This is a genomic window from Methylophilaceae bacterium, from assembly GCA_018398995.1.
Lineage (GTDB): Bacteria > Pseudomonadota > Gammaproteobacteria > Burkholderiales > Methylophilaceae.
In genome coordinates, this window is sequence record CP073759.1 from 435755 (window position 1) to 452105 (window position 16351).

The 16351-nt window shown below is 42.3% G+C and carries 18 protein-coding genes and 1 pseudogene; 14 read left to right on the plus strand and 5 right to left on the minus strand.

Annotation, left to right across the window (positions count from 1 at the left end; all coding sequences use genetic code 11):
• Window positions 1–106: 106 nt before the first annotated feature.
• The 8 genes from KFB94_02180 (at window position 107) to KFB94_02215 (ending at window position 6371) form a co-directional block, all read left to right on the plus strand.
• Entirely contained in the window at window positions 107–706 is a 600-nt protein-coding gene (locus tag KFB94_02180; GenBank protein ID QVL45942.1) for a riboflavin synthase, read from the plus strand.
• Window positions 707–1807, plus strand: coding sequence for a 3,4-dihydroxy-2-butanone-4-phosphate synthase (gene ribB / locus KFB94_02185; protein ID QVL45943.1), 1101 nt, complete (start codon window positions 707–709; stop codon window positions 1805–1807).
• A 78-nt stretch (window positions 1808–1885) separates the two neighbouring features.
• Complete coding sequence (locus tag KFB94_02190) at window positions 1886–2461, plus strand: YqgE/AlgH family protein (GenBank protein QVL45944.1); 576 nt, start codon at window positions 1886–1888, stop codon at window positions 2459–2461.
• Window positions 2461–2931, plus strand: a complete 471-nt coding sequence (ruvX, locus tag KFB94_02195) for a Holliday junction resolvase RuvX (GenBank protein QVL45945.1) — start codon at window positions 2461–2463, stop codon at window positions 2929–2931. Before KFB94_02190 ends, ruvX begins: the two co-directional genes overlap by 1 nt.
• Before the next feature lie 3 nt (window positions 2932–2934).
• Window positions 2935–3447 carry a bifunctional pyr operon transcriptional regulator/uracil phosphoribosyltransferase PyrR gene (gene pyrR / locus KFB94_02200; protein ID QVL45946.1) on the plus strand — a complete coding sequence of 171 codons (513 nt, stop codon included), beginning with the start codon at window positions 2935–2937 and terminating at the stop codon, window positions 3445–3447.
• On the plus strand, window positions 3440–4393 hold the full coding sequence (locus tag KFB94_02205) for an aspartate carbamoyltransferase catalytic subunit (GenBank protein ID QVL45947.1): 954 nt from the start codon (window positions 3440–3442) through the stop codon (window positions 4391–4393). The genes pyrR and KFB94_02205 overlap by 8 nt, the downstream gene beginning before the upstream one ends.
• A complete protein-coding gene (locus KFB94_02210; protein ID QVL45948.1) occupies window positions 4390–5685 on the plus strand; it encodes a dihydroorotase in 1296 nt (431 codons plus the stop codon). Before KFB94_02205 ends, KFB94_02210 begins: the two co-directional genes overlap by 4 nt.
• A gap of 137 nt (window positions 5686–5822) precedes the next feature.
• The gene (locus KFB94_02215) at window positions 5823–6371 is read left to right on the plus strand and encodes a hypothetical protein (protein QVL45949.1); all 549 of its coding nucleotides are present in this window, start codon (window positions 5823–5825) and stop codon (window positions 6369–6371) included.
• Window positions 6372–6514: 143 nt separating this feature from the next.
• Here KFB94_02215 and KFB94_02220 read toward each other — a convergent pair whose 3' ends face one another.
• The gene (locus KFB94_02220) at window positions 6515–7651 is read right to left on the minus strand and encodes a PilT/PilU family type 4a pilus ATPase (protein ID QVL45950.1); all 1137 of its coding nucleotides are present in this window, start codon (window positions 7649–7651) and stop codon (window positions 6515–6517) included.
• 14 nt (window positions 7652–7665) lie between these two features.
• Window positions 7666–8709: pseudogene (locus KFB94_02225) on the minus strand (type IV pilus twitching motility protein PilT).
• Window positions 8710–8777: 68 nt separating this feature from the next.
• On the opposite strand from KFB94_02225, the gene KFB94_02230 reads away from it, so the two are divergent.
• Genes KFB94_02230 through KFB94_02240 form a run of 3 tightly spaced genes read left to right on the plus strand, consistent with a single transcriptional unit; the run spans window position 8778 to window position 10964 of the window.
• A complete protein-coding gene (locus KFB94_02230; protein QVL45951.1) occupies window positions 8778–9479 on the plus strand; it encodes a YggS family pyridoxal phosphate-dependent enzyme in 702 nt (233 codons plus the stop codon).
• 6 nt (window positions 9480–9485) lie between these two features.
• Window positions 9486–10334 (plus strand): pyrroline-5-carboxylate reductase, encoded by an 849-nt coding sequence (locus KFB94_02235; GenBank protein QVL46536.1) that lies wholly within the window; start codon window positions 9486–9488, stop codon window positions 10332–10334.
• Window positions 10335–10388: 54 nt separating this feature from the next.
• Window positions 10389–10964 carry a YggT family protein gene (locus KFB94_02240; protein QVL45952.1) on the plus strand — a complete coding sequence of 192 codons (576 nt, stop codon included), beginning with the start codon at window positions 10389–10391 and terminating at the stop codon, window positions 10962–10964.
• 32 nt (window positions 10965–10996) lie between these two features.
• Here the strand turns inward: KFB94_02240 and rng are convergent, their stop codons facing one another.
• Window positions 10997–12454 carry a ribonuclease G gene (gene rng / locus KFB94_02245; GenBank protein QVL45953.1) on the minus strand — a complete coding sequence of 486 codons (1458 nt, stop codon included), beginning with the start codon at window positions 12452–12454 and terminating at the stop codon, window positions 10997–10999.
• A gap of 14 nt (window positions 12455–12468) precedes the next feature.
• Entirely contained in the window at window positions 12469–13083 is a 615-nt protein-coding gene (gene maf / locus KFB94_02250; protein QVL45954.1) for a septum formation inhibitor Maf, read from the minus strand.
• Between the two features lie 97 nt (window positions 13084–13180).
• On the opposite strand from maf, the gene KFB94_02255 reads away from it, so the two are divergent.
• Window positions 13181–13663: an NUDIX hydrolase gene (locus KFB94_02255; GenBank protein QVL45955.1), complete on the plus strand. Its 483-nt coding sequence runs from the start codon at window positions 13181–13183 to the stop codon at window positions 13661–13663.
• A gap of 25 nt (window positions 13664–13688) precedes the next feature.
• Window positions 13689–14780: a tRNA 2-thiouridine(34) synthase MnmA gene (gene mnmA, locus KFB94_02260; GenBank protein ID QVL45956.1), complete on the plus strand. Its 1092-nt coding sequence runs from the start codon at window positions 13689–13691 to the stop codon at window positions 14778–14780.
• Window positions 14781–14797: 17 nt separating this feature from the next.
• Here mnmA and KFB94_02265 read toward each other — a convergent pair whose 3' ends face one another.
• Window positions 14798–15409 (minus strand): glutathione S-transferase N-terminal domain-containing protein, encoded by a 612-nt coding sequence (locus tag KFB94_02265; protein ID QVL45957.1) that lies wholly within the window; start codon window positions 15407–15409, stop codon window positions 14798–14800.
• 43 nt (window positions 15410–15452) lie between these two features.
• Between KFB94_02265 and KFB94_02270 the strand changes: the two genes are divergently transcribed.
• Entirely contained in the window at window positions 15453–16319 is an 867-nt protein-coding gene (locus KFB94_02270) for a carboxylating nicotinate-nucleotide diphosphorylase (GenBank protein ID QVL45958.1), read from the plus strand.
• Window positions 16320–16351 lie beyond the last annotated feature (32 nt).

A 16351-nucleotide genomic window follows, 5' to 3' on the forward strand; every position in this document is an offset into this window, starting at 1 on the left:
AATCTTAACAGCATATGGCTTGAAGATTTCAAGCGTTTTAAAAAAAATTAAGGCTGACGGCTTTTAATGCATGGATAAAATAGAATGAGAACGGTAAAATGGCAGGATGTTTACTGGAATTATTCAAGCGGTTGGTGAAATACAACCAACCACATATTCAAATGGCGATATTCAAATCAGTATTGAAGCCCATCAACTTGACTTAAGCGATGTCAAATTAGGGGATAGCATTGCCGTTAATGGCGTGTGCTTAACCGTCACCCATGTTAGTCAAACACATTTTGTAGCAGACGTCTCAAAAGAAACGCTGAGCGTAACCATCGGCCTCAATAAAAAGGGGCCAGCTAATTTAGAAAAAGCCATGCGGCTTAGCGACAGGCTTGGTGGTCACTTAGTGAGTGGCCACGTTGATGGTGTTGGTGAAGTGGTTAGATTTGAGGCAGTCAATGATTGTTGGTTATTGGCAATCAACGCACCACATGCCATCTCAAAGTATATCGCACGTAAAGGCTCAATTTGCGTTAATGGAGTGAGCTTAACCATCAATACGATTGAAAAAGATGTGTTTACGATTAACATCATTCCACATACTCTAGCCAAAACCACGCTCGGCGCACTCAATATTGGTAGCCAAGTCAATCTAGAAATTGACCAAATTGCGCGCTACGTTGAAAGAATGCAGCAGTGGGAAACCGAAAGCAATTAAATGCCACACAGAAAAATTAGTCCTATTTCAGAAATTATTGCCGATATTAGCGCAGGAAAAATGGTCATTCTAGTTGATGATGAAAATCGTGAAAATGAAGGTGATTTTGTGATTGCGGCAGAGTTTGCGACGGCATCCAATATCAATTTTATGGCAAAGCATGGTCGTGGATTAATTTGTTTAACCTTAGATGAAGCCCGATGTGAGCAATTAAATTTACCACCTATGGTCGACAACAATGGTACGCGCCTGGGCACAAACTTTACGGTTTCAATTGAAGCAGCCGAAGGCGTGACGACTGGCATTTCAGCTGCCGATCGAGCCAAAACTATTCAAGCGGCAGTTGGCAAACATGCGAATGCAAAAAGCATTGTCAGTCCCGGCCATGTCTTTCCGCTTAAGGCAATGAATGGCGGTGTTTTGGTACGAGCAGGTCACACTGAAGCTGGTTCAGATTTGGCCGCCTTAGCTGGTTTAGCCCCTTATAGCGTAATCTGTGAAATTTTAAAAGATGATGGTGAAATGGCACGCTTGCCAGATTTGGTTGAGATTGCTGCTCAGCATGAAATTAAGATTGGTACGATTGCTGATTTAATTCACTACCGAAGTGAACATGAAACCTTAATCGAACGCGCTGTAGAACGTGACATCAGCACACCTTATGGCACAATGCATCTGGTTGCTTATCGCGATAAAATTTCCAAAGAAACGCATTTAGCCATTGTCAACGGTCAGCCAAGTGCGGAAAAAGAAACATTGGTGCGCGTGCATGAGCCATTATCTGTATTTGACTTGCTAGATAGCACCAGTACATCACACAGTTGGAACACACTAAAAGCCATGCAAACCATTGCTCATTCAGCCTGCGGTGTGATGGTGTTGCTTTATCATAGTGAGTCAGACACCGATTTAATTACTCGCATTCAGAACGCTGACAAACCTACTCGCTATAATCAAGAGTTAAGAACCTATGGAATCGGCTCGCAAATTTTATTAGATTTAGGTGTTAAAAAAATGAAGCTCATGGCAACCCCGCGTAAAATGCCTAGCATGGATGGCTTTGGTTTAGAAATTACCGGTTATCTGGAATCGGATGAGTAAGCATTTAAACTGTTAACTTCATGATTGAGCTTGGTTTATTCAGTTTTGTTTTATTCAAAATGTGTTAAACTAATTGAATTGAAAAATTTAAATCTTACAGGTCAGTTTCTCATTGCAATGCCTAGCATGACTGACCCGCGTTTTTCTCAAACAATTACCTACATTTGCACGCATAACGAAGATGGCGCAATGGGCATCGTGATTAACCGTCCTTCCCATCACACGGTAGCCGACTTATTTGCACAAATTCAATTAAGCGCCAAACCAGGGCCATTGCTTAAGCATCCTATTTACGAAGGGGGCCCGGTTCAGCAAGAACGTGGTTTTGTGTTGCATACCCCTCATCAAGAGTATGATGCCACCATTACGATTAACGAATCATTGTCGTTGACCACTTCAAAAGATATTTTAGAAGCAGCCGCCAACAACGACGCACCTGAAAAAATGATGATTGCGCTGGGCTACGCTGGTTGGTCTGCCGGACAATTAGAACAAGAAATGGGCCTCAATGCATGGTTAAGCCTTGAAGCGTCAGAGCAACAAACCATTCACAACATTATCTTTGATGAGCCGCCAGCGAATCGCTTTCATTTGGGCATGGGCATAATGGGTCTCAACTTAAGTAATCTCTCCGATATTGCGGGGCATGCCTAATGCTTAATCAAAGTCACTTGCCGATACTGGATCGTAGTTATCCAGATGTGACTGGAACTGTGCTCGCATTTGATTTTGGTGAAAAGCGCATTGGCGTTGCCGTGGGTGAAACGATGTTAAAAACTGCACACGCACATAGCACTATCTGCTCAGAGACGAATGAAATACGCTTTAACGAGATTAAAAAACTCATTGATGAGTGGCAGCCCAGTTTGCTAATCGTTGGCTTGCCAACCTATCTAGATGGTACAGATCACCAATTAACGCAGTTAGCGAAAAAATTTGCACAGCGGCTGGAAGGTCGCTTTAATTTACCTGTGATGATGATAGACGAACGCTTAAGCTCTGCCGAGGCCTCGCAGCAGTTGTCCGAGGCAGGCGTTGACGTCCGTGAACAAAAAACAATAATTGATGCTGTGGCAGCAAAAGTCATATTACAATCTTACTTCGATAATGTACAAAAAACATAAGCAATGCAACTACCCAATCCAGAAACATTACTAAGCGACATTACCTCAAAAATTATCGCGATGATACAGCCTGAAACTGCTATTGTGGGCATCCATAGTGGCGGTGTTTGGTTAATGGAAAGAATACTTGCTGAATTAAACCATGCAGTACCAAACGGCACACTAGATGCCGCATTATACCGAGATGACTTTGCGAAGCGTGGCTTAAAAACGCAATCTCAAGCGGCCAATATACCATTTGATGTTCAAGGCAAACATATCATTTTGATTGATGATATTTTTTATACTGGCCGCACCACTAGGGCCGCTATTAATGAACTATTTGATTTTGGCCGTCCAGCCAGTGTTACGCTAGCCGTATTGATTAACCGCGGTGGCGCCGAGCTACCTATCCAACCACAAATTGTTGGTGCGCATATTCCGATTTCATCTGATCAACGCTTTCAGCTTTCACAAACAACGCAAGGCAAACTTAACCTTGTTTTAGAAATAAATCAGGATGCTGACCATGTATAACCCGCAACTAACCAATGATGGCAAACTCAAGCACTTGCTAAGCATAGAGGGTTTGCCCAAAAAGGTATTACTGCAAATTTTAGATACCGCAGAATCATTTGTGAGTGTTGCTGAGCGTGATGTTAAAAAAGTCCCTCTACTACGTGGTAAGACTGTTTGTAATATCTTCTTTGAAAATAGCACTCGCACACGCACCACTTTTGAAATTGCGGCTAAACGACTATCGGCCGATGTGATTAATCTAAATGTGAACACTTCATCACAATCAAAAGGCGAGGCCATTCTAGATACCATCAATAACCTGATTGCCATGCACACTGATATGTTTGTCGTGCGTCACAATCAAAGTGGGGCGGCACATTTAATTGCACAACATGTGCCAGATAATATCAGCGTTGTTAATGCAGGTGATGGACGACATTCGCATCCAACACAAGGCCTGCTTGACGTTTTTACCATTCGCAAATACAAGCCTGATATGCATAATTTGCGCATTGCGATTGTGGGTGATGTACTACATTCTCGGGTAGCACGTAGCGAAATACACGCACTGACAACATTAGGCGTTCCAGAAATACGTGTAATAGCACCTAAAACCTTAATCCCGAATGAAGTCGAAAAAATGGGTGTGCATGTTTTTCATGATATGAAAGCTGGACTGAAAGATGTTGATGTTGTGATGATGTTGCGCTTGCAAAACGAGCGGATGAGTGGTGCGATGTTGCCAAGCTCACAGGAGTTTTTTAAGACATTTGGCTTAACGCCAGAAAAACTTGCGTTTGCAAAACCAGATGCTATCGTCATGCACCCGGGCCCTATGAACAGAGGGGTAGAAATTGATTCGCGTGTTGCCGATGGCAACCAGGCAGTCATTTTGCCGCAGGTCACCTACGGCATCGCCATCCGAATGGCTGTAATGGCAATTCTTGCAGGGGGTTCAGCATGAACATATTAATCAAAAATGGTCGTATCATAGACCCTAAAAATAACATTGATGCCAAACAAGACCTTTATATTGCTGCGGGACAAATTGTTGGTATAGGTAAAGCGCCACCCACATTTTCTGTCAATCAAACCATTGATGCCAGCGGCTTAATTGTCGCGCCAGGCTTTGTTGATCTCTGCGCACGATTACGTGAACCTGGCGATGAGTACAAAGCAACGTTAGCAAGTGAATTACGCGCTGCAGCCGCTGGTGGCGTAACTAGCCTATCTTGCCCGCCTGATACCGACCCTGTGCTTGATGAGCCGGGATTAGTTGAAATGCTCAAACTTCGTGCATGGCGCTACAATTTAGCACGCATCTACCCACTTGGCGCATTGACACAAAAATTAGAAGGCAAGACATTAACAGAAATGTGCGAACTGACCGAAGCGGGCTGTGCTGGATTTACACAAGCAGACCACCCAATCGTTGACACGCAGATTCTTTGGCGCGCTTTAGAGTATGCTGCCACTTTTGGTTATACGGTATTTTTACGTCCCGAAGAACCTTTCCTCGCCAAAGACGGCGTTGCGCATGATGGCGAGGTTGCTGGGCGACTTGGTTTAAAGGGAATACCCAGCGCAGCGGAAGCATTACGAGTAGCCGCTGTCTTGCGGATTGCACAAGAAACGAAAGCAAAAATCCATTTTTGCCGAATTTCAACGGCAGAAGGTGTTGCGCTGATAAGAGCTGCCAAAAAGAATGGCGTGTCTATTACTGCTGACGTCAGTATTCATCATTTACACCTTACTGAGCATGATATTGGTTACTTCAACACCAATGCCCATTTAAAACCACCACTACGTACTCAGCGTGATAAAGATGCACTGTGTTTGGGTGTTGTAGATGGCACTATTGATGCCATTTGTTCAGACCACGCGCCTGTTGATGAAGACGCAAAATTACTGCCTTTTGCATTGGCTGAGGCTGGCGCAACAGGCTTAGAATTACTATTACCTTTAACCTTAAAGTGGTCAGCCAATAGTAAAGCACCTCTGTCAAAAGCCGTTGCTAAAATAACAAGTGAACCAGCCGCAATATTAGGGATTCAAAGTGGGAATCTTAGTGTTGGTGCGCATGCGGATATCGCTATCTTCGATCCTGAGGCTGCGTGGCAGGTCACCCCAAATATGCTCATGAGCCAGGGCAAAAACACCCCCTTTATCAATATGGAGCTTACTGGAAAAGTGATGTATACCTTACTGAATGGGGAAGTGACTTATCAAAGCACTTATCAAAGCAACGTGCAATAGCGGCCAGAGTTGTCGCCTTGATACAACACTCACACTTGACGCTTGATGAAAAGAGAGTAATAGTGATTGTTTAGTATTGCGTGTATTGTTCAATTAAGCGCATATCAAAAAGTCATTTTATCCATTAGGAGACAATCATGGGATCTTTCGGATGTACTGTTTTATGGTTAATCGTCGCTGCATTGATTGGTTGGTTGCTATATTATTGGCTATCTAAACGTTGTTGTAAAAACAATCAACAAACAACACAAGCAATAGAAAAGGCTGCAGACACGTCGGTTAACACTGCGAACACCCCTAAAGAGAACACCAAGCAAACGATAGCGCCCAAAAAAATTACACCAAAATCCACTACCGCAAAACCAAAGTCAACCGCAACAGTTGTGATTGATTTAGCAGCAGCCAAGGCTGCGGGCATTTCCATTAAACATGCTGATGACTTAACAGTCATTGAGGGTATTGGTCCTAAAATTAGCGCACTTTTTAAAGATAACGGACTGAATACTTTTGCGCAAGTTGCTGATGCCACAGTACCACAAATGCGTGCCATTTTAGATAAAGGTGGGCCGCGCTATCGTATTGCCAACCCTGGCACTTGGGCCAAACAAGCTAAACTGGCTGGCAGTAATCAATGGGAAACACTCAAAAAACTGCAAAATACGTTATCTGGTGGCAAGGTCAAATAATTGCGTTTTGATGATATAGAAAATAGTCCTATATGGTTGTAAAAAAGCCGATTGATATCGGCTTTTTACTTTGACACTTTTACAGTAGACCAAGATTCCAGTAAACCATGATTACAGCATGCCAAGATTACAGTACATCAAGATTAAAGCACACCAAGATGATCTAATTTAGAAAATACGTCTTTATCTTTGGCAAGTTTACTTTCTAATTTAAAGCGCAATCGCAAATCATTTGCAGAGTCTGCATTTCGTAATGCATCTTCATAGGTTACTTTTCCTGCTTCATGTAAATCAAACAAGGCTTGATCAAAGGTTTGCATACCCAATTCTTGAGAACGTGCAATCACTGCTTTAATTGCATGTAAATCCACTTTAAAGATTAAATCTGAGATCAAAGGTGAGTTAATCATAATCTCAATTGCAGCCACACGCCCAGTTCCATCGCTTTTTGGTAATAAGCGCTGCGAAACAAAAGCACGTAGATTTAAAGATAAATCCATCAGCAATTGTGCTCTTCGCTCCTCAGGAAAAAAGTTAATAATACGATCGATGGCTTGGTTAGTACTGTTCGCATGTAATGTTGACATACACAAATGTCCAGTTTCCGAGAAAGCAATGGCATAATCCATCGTCTCTCTATCCCTAATCTCACCAATGAGAATCACATCGGGCGCTTGTCGCAATGTGTTTTTCAATGCAATTTCCCAACTATCTGTATCCACACCCACCTCTCGTTGTGTCACTAGGCAGTTTTTATGCGTATGCATAAATTCAACTGGGTCTTCAATGGTAATAATATGGCCATGGTCGTGCTGGTTGCGATGACCAACCATTGCCGCGAGCGATGTTGATTTACCCGAGCCAGTACCACCCACAAAAATCACCAAGCCACGCTTACTCATAGCAATCTTTTTTAGCACGCTGGGCAACTCTAGTTCGTCTATGGTTGGAATTTTAGAGGTAATAGGCCTAAATACCAGGCCAACAGAACCACGTTGAATAAACGCGTTGACACGAAACCGCGTTACGTCGGGAATGCTGATAGCAAAATTACATTCATTCGTTCGGTCAAACTCTGCAGCCTGCTTATCTTTCATAATTGAGCGGCATATTTCTCGCGCTTGGAGCGCAGTTAAGCGTTCTGATTGAATAGGCGTTAGCTTGCCGTCAATCTTAAGCGCTGGTGGGAAGCCTGCTGTAATAAACATATCGGATGCATTGCGTTCAAGTGCCAACCTGAGCAAATCAAATACAAACTCTTCTGCCTGTCCTTTTTCCATCGATAACTCCATTTTTAATCAACAATAGATTCTTTATTAGCCGCTTTTGATCGTGCCTCTTGCGCAGAAATCACATTTCTTCTGACGAGCTCTTGTAAGCTTTGATCTAATGTCTGCATCCCTAAATTTTGGCCTGTTTGAATCGAAGAGTACATTTGCGCCACTTTATTTTCACGAATCAAATTACGAATAGCTGGGGTACCAATCATAATTTCATGTGCAGCAACGCGACCCTTTTCATCTTTGGTTTTACAAAGCGTTTGTGAAATCACCGCTCTTAGCGATTCCGATAGCATAGAGCGCACCATTTCTTTCTCTGCTGCCGGGAATACATCAACAATACGATCAATCGTTTTAGCGGCTGAACTGGTGTGTAAAGTACCAAAAACCAAATGACCCGTTTCAGCTGCGGTCAATGCCAGACGTATCGTTTCAAGATCGCGCAACTCACCAACCAAAATAACATCTGGATCTTCACGCAGGGCTGAGCGCAGTGCATTTTGGAAAGATAAGGTGTGAGGTCCAACCTCACGCTGGTTAATAAGACTCTTTTTCGACTGATGAACAAATTAAATTGGGTCTTCAATGGTTAAAATATGGTCCATTTGATTTTCATTAATGTAATCCACCATTGCGGCTAAAGTAGTCGACTTACCTGAACCAGTGGGCCCTGTCACCAATACAATGCCACGGGGCACATCGACGATATTTTTAAAAATGGGCGGGCACCTAAGCTCTTCTAAAGTGAGAATTTTTGATGGAATGGTTCGAAATACAGCACCAGCACCACGATCATGATTAAAAGCGTTGACACGGAAACGCGCTAGATTTGGAATTTCGAATGAAAAATCACATTCCATTGTTTCTTCATAGCGCTTACGCTGACCATCGTTCATGATGTCGTACACCATATTATGTACTTCACTATGCTCCAAAGCTGGAACATTGATTTTACGAATATCACCGTGTACCCGAATAATGGGTGGAATGCCTGCCGACAAGTGCAAATCTGAAGCATTGTTTTTGACTGAAAAGGCCAGTAAATCTGAAATATCCACTTTCAACTCCTGTTATAATTTATCGCTTAAGATTCAACATAAAGTATATTCTTCAATATCATTGAATTATGACCATAATTTCCGACTCCTTGCAAGCTGTTCAAGCAAATATTCTGCTCGCGAAAATCAATTCTAGTCTACAAGACACAGTATTTTTAGTCGCCGTCAGTAAAGCACAAACTGCCGACCGAGTAAAAGAGGCTTATCACGCTGGGCAAGCGGCTTTCGGTGAAAATTACCTGCAGGAAGCGATGATCAAACAAAATCTGCTCACCGATTGCAATATAGAATGGCATTTTATTGGTCCTATTCAAAGCAACAAGACACAGCTAATCGCACAACACTTTAGCTGGGTACAATCAGTTGACCGTCTTAAAATTGCACAGCGCTTATCCAATGCGCGTGGTGATACTTTGCCGCCACTTAACGTTTGCATTCAACTTAACAGCAGCAATGAGGCGAGCAAAAGCGGTATTCAAACACAAGAATTGATCGCCCTAGCAAAGGCAATTACCGATCTGCCAAACTTAACACTGAGAGGTGTAATGGCAATCCCTGCGCCTACGCATGATGTTGCAAAACAACGTGAGCAATTTCAACTAGTGAAAGCTGCTTTCTTAGCATTACAAGAACATGGCTTTGCGGTTGACACCTTGTCGATTGGTATGTCTGATGATTATATGGTAGCGATTGAAGAAGGTGCTACTATGGTACGTGTCGGTTCTGCCATTTTTGGTGCTAGAACATCTGTGAAAAACAATGAAGAGTAAATGAATATGAAATTAGCATTTATTGGTGGCGGCAATATGGCACAAGCGTTAATTGCTGGGCTTAAGTCAAAACAGTTTTCTATGTGTGACATCACTGTTGTTGAATTAGATAAGCAAAAACGTGACGACCTAGAGCAGCAATTTGGTGTAAAAGCCACTTGCGAACTAGCAGAAACTGCGGTCTGTGACACTGTTGTGTTAGCTGTTAAGCCACAACAGCTAGCTGCTTTAGCAGCAACACTATCGCCCTGGCTAAAAACCCAGTTAATTATCTCTATTGCAGCTGGTGTGAGAGTAGCGGATTTAAGTATATGGCTTAATCATTATCCAACTATTGTTCGCGCTATGCCCAATACACCAGCGCAAATCCAAGCTGGCATTACAGGACTCTATGCAAGCCCAACTGTTTCGATTGCACAGATAGCCGCAGCAGACCAAGTATTAAAAGCAGCAGGAGAAACAATATGGTTTGATAATGAAACAAAGCTAGATGCTGTTACGGCAATTTCAGGTAGTGGTCCGGCTTATGTTTTTTATTTGATAGAAGCGTTAGCGGCTGCTGCGCATTCACTTGACTTAACAGAGGCAGAAGCAAAACAACTGAGCATCGCCACCTTTAAAGGAGCTAGCCTGCTTGCTGCAACTAGCCAAACGTCAGTAGCAAGGTTACGAGAACAAGTCACCTCTAAAGGTGGCACTACCGAACAAGGACTGCTCAGTTTAGAACAATCTGAAGTAAAAGAAGCCATCAAAAAAGCTACTACCAGTGCTTATGCCCGCGCCATATCCCTTGGCGATGAACTTAGCAAAGTGGCTGTTGATAGTGGCAATACAAACGCGCTATTTAATAAATAAGACCATGCACGTTAAAATAATGATATCAATGCAAATAGACGAAGGTTAACTCACATGATACAAAGCGCTACCCAATTTTTACTGAGCACATTGCTAGGGTTACTTACTTTAATGTTTTTACTGCGCTTTATTATGCAAGCACTTAAGGTCTCATTTTATAATCCAGTTGGTCAAATTGTCATTGCATTAACCGACTTTGCAGTTAAACCCGCACGTCGTTTTATTCCTAGCTGGAAGAAAAATGATTTATCTACACTATTACTTGCCTTTATTACCCAATTGCTGTTGCATCTAGCAATACTTGGATTACGAGGATTTCCTTTTGCCGTGGCAAATGTGCCTATTTTGCCAGGATTGTTGGGATTGAGTTTGTTGGGGGTGGTTAGTACCTTATTTGATATTTTCTTTTACGCACTCATCTTGCATGTTATTTTAAGCTGGGTCAATCCGCACACGCCTATTGCACCAGTGTTACATCATTTAACACGTCCGATATTAAGACCTATTCAGCAATTTGTTCCACTTTTGGGCGGCATCGATTTTTCACCCATGATTGCCATTATCCTACTGCAAATGCTGAATGTATCCGTCATCGATACACTGGCTAGAAATATAGCTGCTGCATTTTAAATAGAAGCTAAGCGGTGTTACAAAATGCCGCGCTAGCTCCATACCACATCAAAAACTTCACGTGGATACTGAGTATCCACTTGCAGCACAATGCGGGTATCAATAAAGTCAGATAAATTTGCCAAACTTTGCGACTCTTCATCTTGTAGCAAACTAATCACACTGGGCGAAGCAATCACTTTAAACTCGTTTGCTTCAAACTGCCTAGATTCACGCAATAGCTCACGCATAATCTCATAAGCAATCGTTTGCGCTGTTTTATACTCTCCACGACCTGAACACACTTCACATGGTTCACACAACAAATGTGCCAAACTTTCACGTGTCCGTTTGCGCGTCATTTCAACTAAGCCGAGCTGAGTAAAGCCATTCACATTTGTTCTGGCACGATCAATACTCAATGCACGATTCAGCTCTTCGAGCACTTTTGCACGCTGTTCATCTTCATCCATATCAATAAAATCAATGATGATAATACCGCCTAAGTTACGCAATCGTAATTGTTGCGCAATGCCTTGAGCCGCCTCTAAATTGGTTTTGAAAATGGTATCCGATAAGCTTTTTCCGCTTACAAAACTGCCAGTATTCACATCAACAGTTGTTAAGGCTTCTGTTTGATCAAAAATCAAATAGCCTCCCGATTTCAGGCCGACCTTGCGTAGAAAAGCAAGCTCAAACTCTTTTTCAATGTTATAAAAGTCAAAAATTGGTCGTTTACCTTGATAATGGCTAAGCAGTTTAACTGCATTAACAACATACAACTCGGCAAACTCTTTCATCAAAGTGAAGGTCTCCTTTGAATCGACACGAATGCTCACAGTCTCTTTATTCACAATATCGCGAAGCACACGTCTTGGCAGGCTTAAATCATAAAAAATCAAAGAGCGTTCTGTCGCCACTTTGCTATCTTCTTGAATCTTTGACCATACTTTTTCAAGATAAGCCACGTCTGCCAATAACTCTTCATCTGTCGCACTTTCAGACATGGTGCGAATGATAAAACCACCTTTTCTGTCTTCTGGCAGCAATCCTAATAAACGATTGCGCAGCAGTTCTCGTTCGTCTTCATCTTCAATACGTTGAGAAACACCGATATGCGCCTGATGCGGCAGAAACACCAAAAAACGCCCAGCAATACTCACCTCTGTGGTTAGTCGCGCACCCTTGGTGCCAATCGGCTCTTTAATCACTTGGACAATAATAAGCTGGCCTTCACGTAACACTTCTTGAATTGGCCTTCCTTGCGTTTCCTGATCACTTTGACACTCTTTAATATCGGCCGCATGCAAAAAAGCAGCCCGCTGCAGACCAATTTCCACAAAAGCCGATTGCATACCTGGTAATACGCGGCACACTTTTCCAAAGTAAATATTGCCAACAATACCTAATGAAGAGCTACGCTCTATATGCAATTCCTGAGCAACGCCATGCTCTAAAACAGCCACGCGCGTTTCTTGCGGCGTCACATTAATTAATATCTCTTGTCCCAATTTTTTACTCTTCTTTAATTTTTAATCGTTTTCAATGATGCCGCAGCCACTTTATTAATCAGTTGGACCGTCTCGAATAAAGGCAATCCCATCACACCAGAATAGCTACCTTCAATACTTTCTATCCAAGCTGCCGCCTTGCCTTGTATGCCGTAGCTACCCGCTTTATCTCGATGCTCTCCAGACGCAATGTAAGTATTGATAGTTTCTGCTGTGAGTCGCGCCATGCTAACTTTTGTCGTATTCAACACGACATGCACTTTATCACCATAAAAAGCAGCTACCGCTGTATGCACCGCATGCTGTTTACCTGATAATAGCGTTAGCATCCTTAGTGCATCCTGGTCATGTTCTGGCTTACCTAATATCTCATCTCCTACACTCACTGTCGTATCTGCTGATAATACGATCAGATGAGAGTACTCCTTTTTCATATTAGCTGCCGTAGCCAGTGCCTTCTCCTTGGCTAAACGCTTTACATACTGAATCGGCAACTCACCTTGTCTCACCGACTCATCGATATCAGCAGGCAACACAATACAATCAATGCCAACCTGTTTGAGTAATTCTATTCGGCGCGGGCTTCTCGAAGCCAAAATCACCATTTGTCTATTGTTTTTTGCTGTCATATCGTTACTTTATATTGTCTACCTTCAGTTTACCAAAACATTCATTATTTAAAGTGGATTGACGCTTAGCTATCCGTAGTGGACAGCTTAGCGTAAAATGATAAAAGTGTCTTTTAAGAAAAGTAATGTGAAGAAAGAAATTTGGAAACCAAACACAACTGTCGCTGCAATTGTTGAAAAAAATGGTCAGTTTTTACTAGTAGAAGAGTCGACTAGTCGTGGCAACCGTTTTAATCAACCTGCTGGCCATTTAGAAGATGGCGAAACGATTATTGATGCGGTGATACGAGAAACCCTAGAAGAAACAGCTTATGATTTTATGCCAGAAGCGCTATTGGGCATTTATCATTGGAAGCACAATCACAACAAGACAACCTATCTTCGTTTTGCTTTTATTGGCTCAGTCAGCAACCATTATCCTGAGCAGGCCTTAGATGATGGGATTATTAGAGCCGTATGGATGGGCATTGAGGAGATACGGCAACGGCAACATTTAATGCGTAGTGATCAAGTGCTGACCTGTTTTGAAGATTATCTTGCGGGCAAGCGCTATCCATTAGCAACCATCACCCACTTATAAAACATTTTATTGATGAGCAACAAATATGAGTAAAAAAGTAATTGTCGGACTATCTGGCGGCGTCGATTCATCAGTCACTGCGATGTTATTAAAGCAACAAGGTTATGAAGTCACGGGTCTATTCATGAAAAATTGGGAAGATGATGACGATGATGAGTATTGTTCCAGTAAGCAAGATTTGATAGATGCCGTTGCCGTTGCAGACAAACTGGATATTGAAATTGAAGCAGTCAATTTTAGTCAAGAATACAAAGACCGTGTATTTGCCAACTTCTTGGCAGAATATGAAGCGGGTCGCACGCCTAACCCTGATATTCTATGTAATGCAGAAATAAAATTTAAGGCCTTTTTAGATCATGCCATGGCGCTAGGCGCAGATTTAATCGCAACAGGGCATTATGCACAAGTACGTGAAAATCCTTTAAAAGCAGGTCATTATCAACTGTTAAAAGCAGATGATGGCAGTAAAGACCAAAGTTATTTTTTGCACCGTTTAAACCAAGCACAATTAAGCAAAACATTATTTCCATTAGGAAAATACTTAAAGCGTGAAGTACGTGAAATGGCACGTAAAATCGGATTAGCTAATGCCGAGAAAAAAGATTCAACTGGTATTTGCTTTATTGGCGAGCGCCCATTCCAAGAATTCTTACAACGTTATTTGCCTAAAAAACCAGGTGACATCAAAACGCCTGAAGGCAAAACAATCGGTCAACATGATGGCTTGATGTATTACACATTAGGTCAACGTCAAGGGTTGAAAATTGGTGGGAGCCGCGATAGCAATGGCGAACCTTGGTTTGTTGCAGCAAAAGACATGGCGGCCAATGAGCTCATTGTGGTACAGGGGCATGACCATCCGTTATTGCTTAACGATGGTTTAAAAGCAGGTCAGTTGCATTGGATTAGCGGTGAGGCGCCAAAAACAAACTGGGTGTATGCAGCCAAAACCCGTTATCGCCAGCCTGATGCGCCGTGTGAAATTGATGCGATTAATGCAGAAGAAGTGGATATTCGATTTGGCCAAAAACAATGGGCGATTACGCCTGGGCAATCTGCCGTTGTTTATGAAAGCAATGTCTGTTTAGGTGGCGGTATTATTACTAGTGCCGTTTAAAATAGGCACCAACGCCATTAATCACGGCTTGGCTCTGTATCCTTAAAGCTTGGTCGTTTACTCAGAATGGTAAAATGTTTGGCTAAATTCGGGTATTGGTCTTGCCAATTTAATGCGGTTAAACGTAAATCAATGTAGCCCAATAAACAGCCAACTGCAATATCGGCTAAGCTAAAGGTCTCATTAACGCACCATTTCTTTTTGCTTAAATCTGTATTTAAAACAGCCAAGCCATTTTCTACTTTTAGTAGCTGTTTTTTTAACACCAATTCTGACTGCTGATTTTCAGGCTTGCGCTGTTCAAGCATAATGGCAACAGCAGCATCGCACACACCATCCGCCAGCGCCTCCCAACGTAAGACTTCAATTTTTAGTTTATGCTCGCTTGGTAGCAAGTGGTTCACAGGAGTGCGAGCTGAAAGATATTCAACAATCACGCGCGAATCATATAAAGGCGTCTCATCATCCAACACGATAGTCGGTACTTTGCCTAGCGGATTATATTGTGTCAGCGGCGAATCTGGATCACCCAGAACGACCGTTTGTAATGTCAGTTCAATATGTTTTTCGATTGCAACAATACGCACTTTACGGGCATAGGGACTATTCGGTGTGTATAACAGTTTCATATAGTAAGGACCTAGTTTTTATAAGCTGCATTATAATGTAAATATGAACGCATCTCTAACGACAAAACACTATCTTCGCGGTAGCGACCAATTTAGTATGCTAGTCACTGAATTGGTTCAACGTGCATTAACTGAAGATATTGGTACAGGCGATTTAACCGCATCTCTTGTCCCCATAATCGAGACCAAAGCAACAATTATTGCCCGTGAAAAAGCAATTATTTGTGGTATTGACTGGGTGAATGCCTGTTTTACCCAAATAGATGCAAACATTCATATACATTGGTGGATTGAAGAAGGTGAGCAAATCAGCCCCAATCAGCATTTATGTGAAATAAGAGGCAACGCACGTGCTTTATTGACTGCGGAGCGTTGTGCGCTTAACTTTCTACAAACATTATCGGCGATTGCCACGCAAACCAACCAATATGTAGCGCGTGTTCAAGGGACGAAAGCACAAATATTAGATACCCGAAAAACAGTGCCTGGTTTGCGCTTAGCACAAAAATATGCGGTGACAGTTGGCGGAGGGTTTAATCAACGGATTGGTCTTTATGATGGCATTTTAATTAAAGAAAATCATATTGCTGCCGCAGGTAGTATCACCGCAGCATTGAAACAAGCGTTTGCGTTAAATACGCAAGCAAGTATCCAAATTGAAGTGGAAAACCTAACCGAACTCAATGAAGCACTATCTGCGGGCGCAAGCAGCGTGTTACTTGATAACTTTAGCCTAGCGGATATGCGTACTGCCGTTCATATCAACCAAGGCAAAGCATTATTAGAAGCATCGGGCAATGTCACACTGCATAATGTGCACCAAATTGCAGAAACCGGAGTCGATCGTATTTCAATTGGGGCATTAACAAAAAATATACAAGCCATTGATTTGTCGATGCGAATCCAATAGGATTGCGCTAGACGACATTGATTGCACTGCTT

Excerpts from the sequence above, each read along its gene's own strand:
- KFB94_02180 (QVL45942.1), top strand. The coding sequence starts at position 107 with ATGTTTACTGGAATTATTCAAGCGGTTGGTGAAATACAACCAACCACA.
- ribB (QVL45943.1), top strand. The coding sequence starts at position 707 with ATGCCACACAGAAAAATTAGTCCTATTTCAGAAATTATTGCCGATATT.
- ruvX (QVL45945.1), top strand. The coding sequence starts at position 2,461 with ATGCTTAATCAAAGTCACTTGCCGATACTGGATCGTAGTTATCCAGAT.
- pyrR (QVL45946.1), top strand. The coding sequence starts at position 2,935 with ATGCAACTACCCAATCCAGAAACATTACTAAGCGACATTACCTCAAAA.
- KFB94_02205 (QVL45947.1), top strand. The coding sequence starts at position 3,440 with ATGTATAACCCGCAACTAACCAATGATGGCAAACTCAAGCACTTGCTA.
- KFB94_02210 (QVL45948.1), top strand. The coding sequence starts at position 4,390 with ATGAACATATTAATCAAAAATGGTCGTATCATAGACCCTAAAAATAAC.
- KFB94_02215 (QVL45949.1), top strand. The coding sequence starts at position 5,823 with ATGGGATCTTTCGGATGTACTGTTTTATGGTTAATCGTCGCTGCATTG.
- KFB94_02220 (QVL45950.1), bottom strand. The coding sequence starts at position 7,651 with ATGGAAAAAGGACAGGCAGAAGAGTTTGTATTTGATTTGCTCAGGTTG.
- KFB94_02230 (QVL45951.1), top strand. The coding sequence starts at position 8,778 with ATGACCATAATTTCCGACTCCTTGCAAGCTGTTCAAGCAAATATTCTG.
- KFB94_02235 (QVL46536.1), top strand. The coding sequence starts at position 9,486 with ATGAAATTAGCATTTATTGGTGGCGGCAATATGGCACAAGCGTTAATT.
- KFB94_02240 (QVL45952.1), top strand. The coding sequence starts at position 10,389 with ATGATACAAAGCGCTACCCAATTTTTACTGAGCACATTGCTAGGGTTA.
- maf (QVL45954.1), bottom strand. The coding sequence starts at position 13,083 with ATGACAGCAAAAAACAATAGACAAATGGTGATTTTGGCTTCGAGAAGC.
- KFB94_02255 (QVL45955.1), top strand. The coding sequence starts at position 13,181 with ATGATAAAAGTGTCTTTTAAGAAAAGTAATGTGAAGAAAGAAATTTGG.
- mnmA (QVL45956.1), top strand. The coding sequence starts at position 13,689 with ATGAGTAAAAAAGTAATTGTCGGACTATCTGGCGGCGTCGATTCATCA.
- KFB94_02265 (QVL45957.1), bottom strand. The coding sequence starts at position 15,409 with ATGAAACTGTTATACACACCGAATAGTCCCTATGCCCGTAAAGTGCGT.
- KFB94_02270 (QVL45958.1), top strand. The coding sequence starts at position 15,453 with ATGAACGCATCTCTAACGACAAAACACTATCTTCGCGGTAGCGACCAA.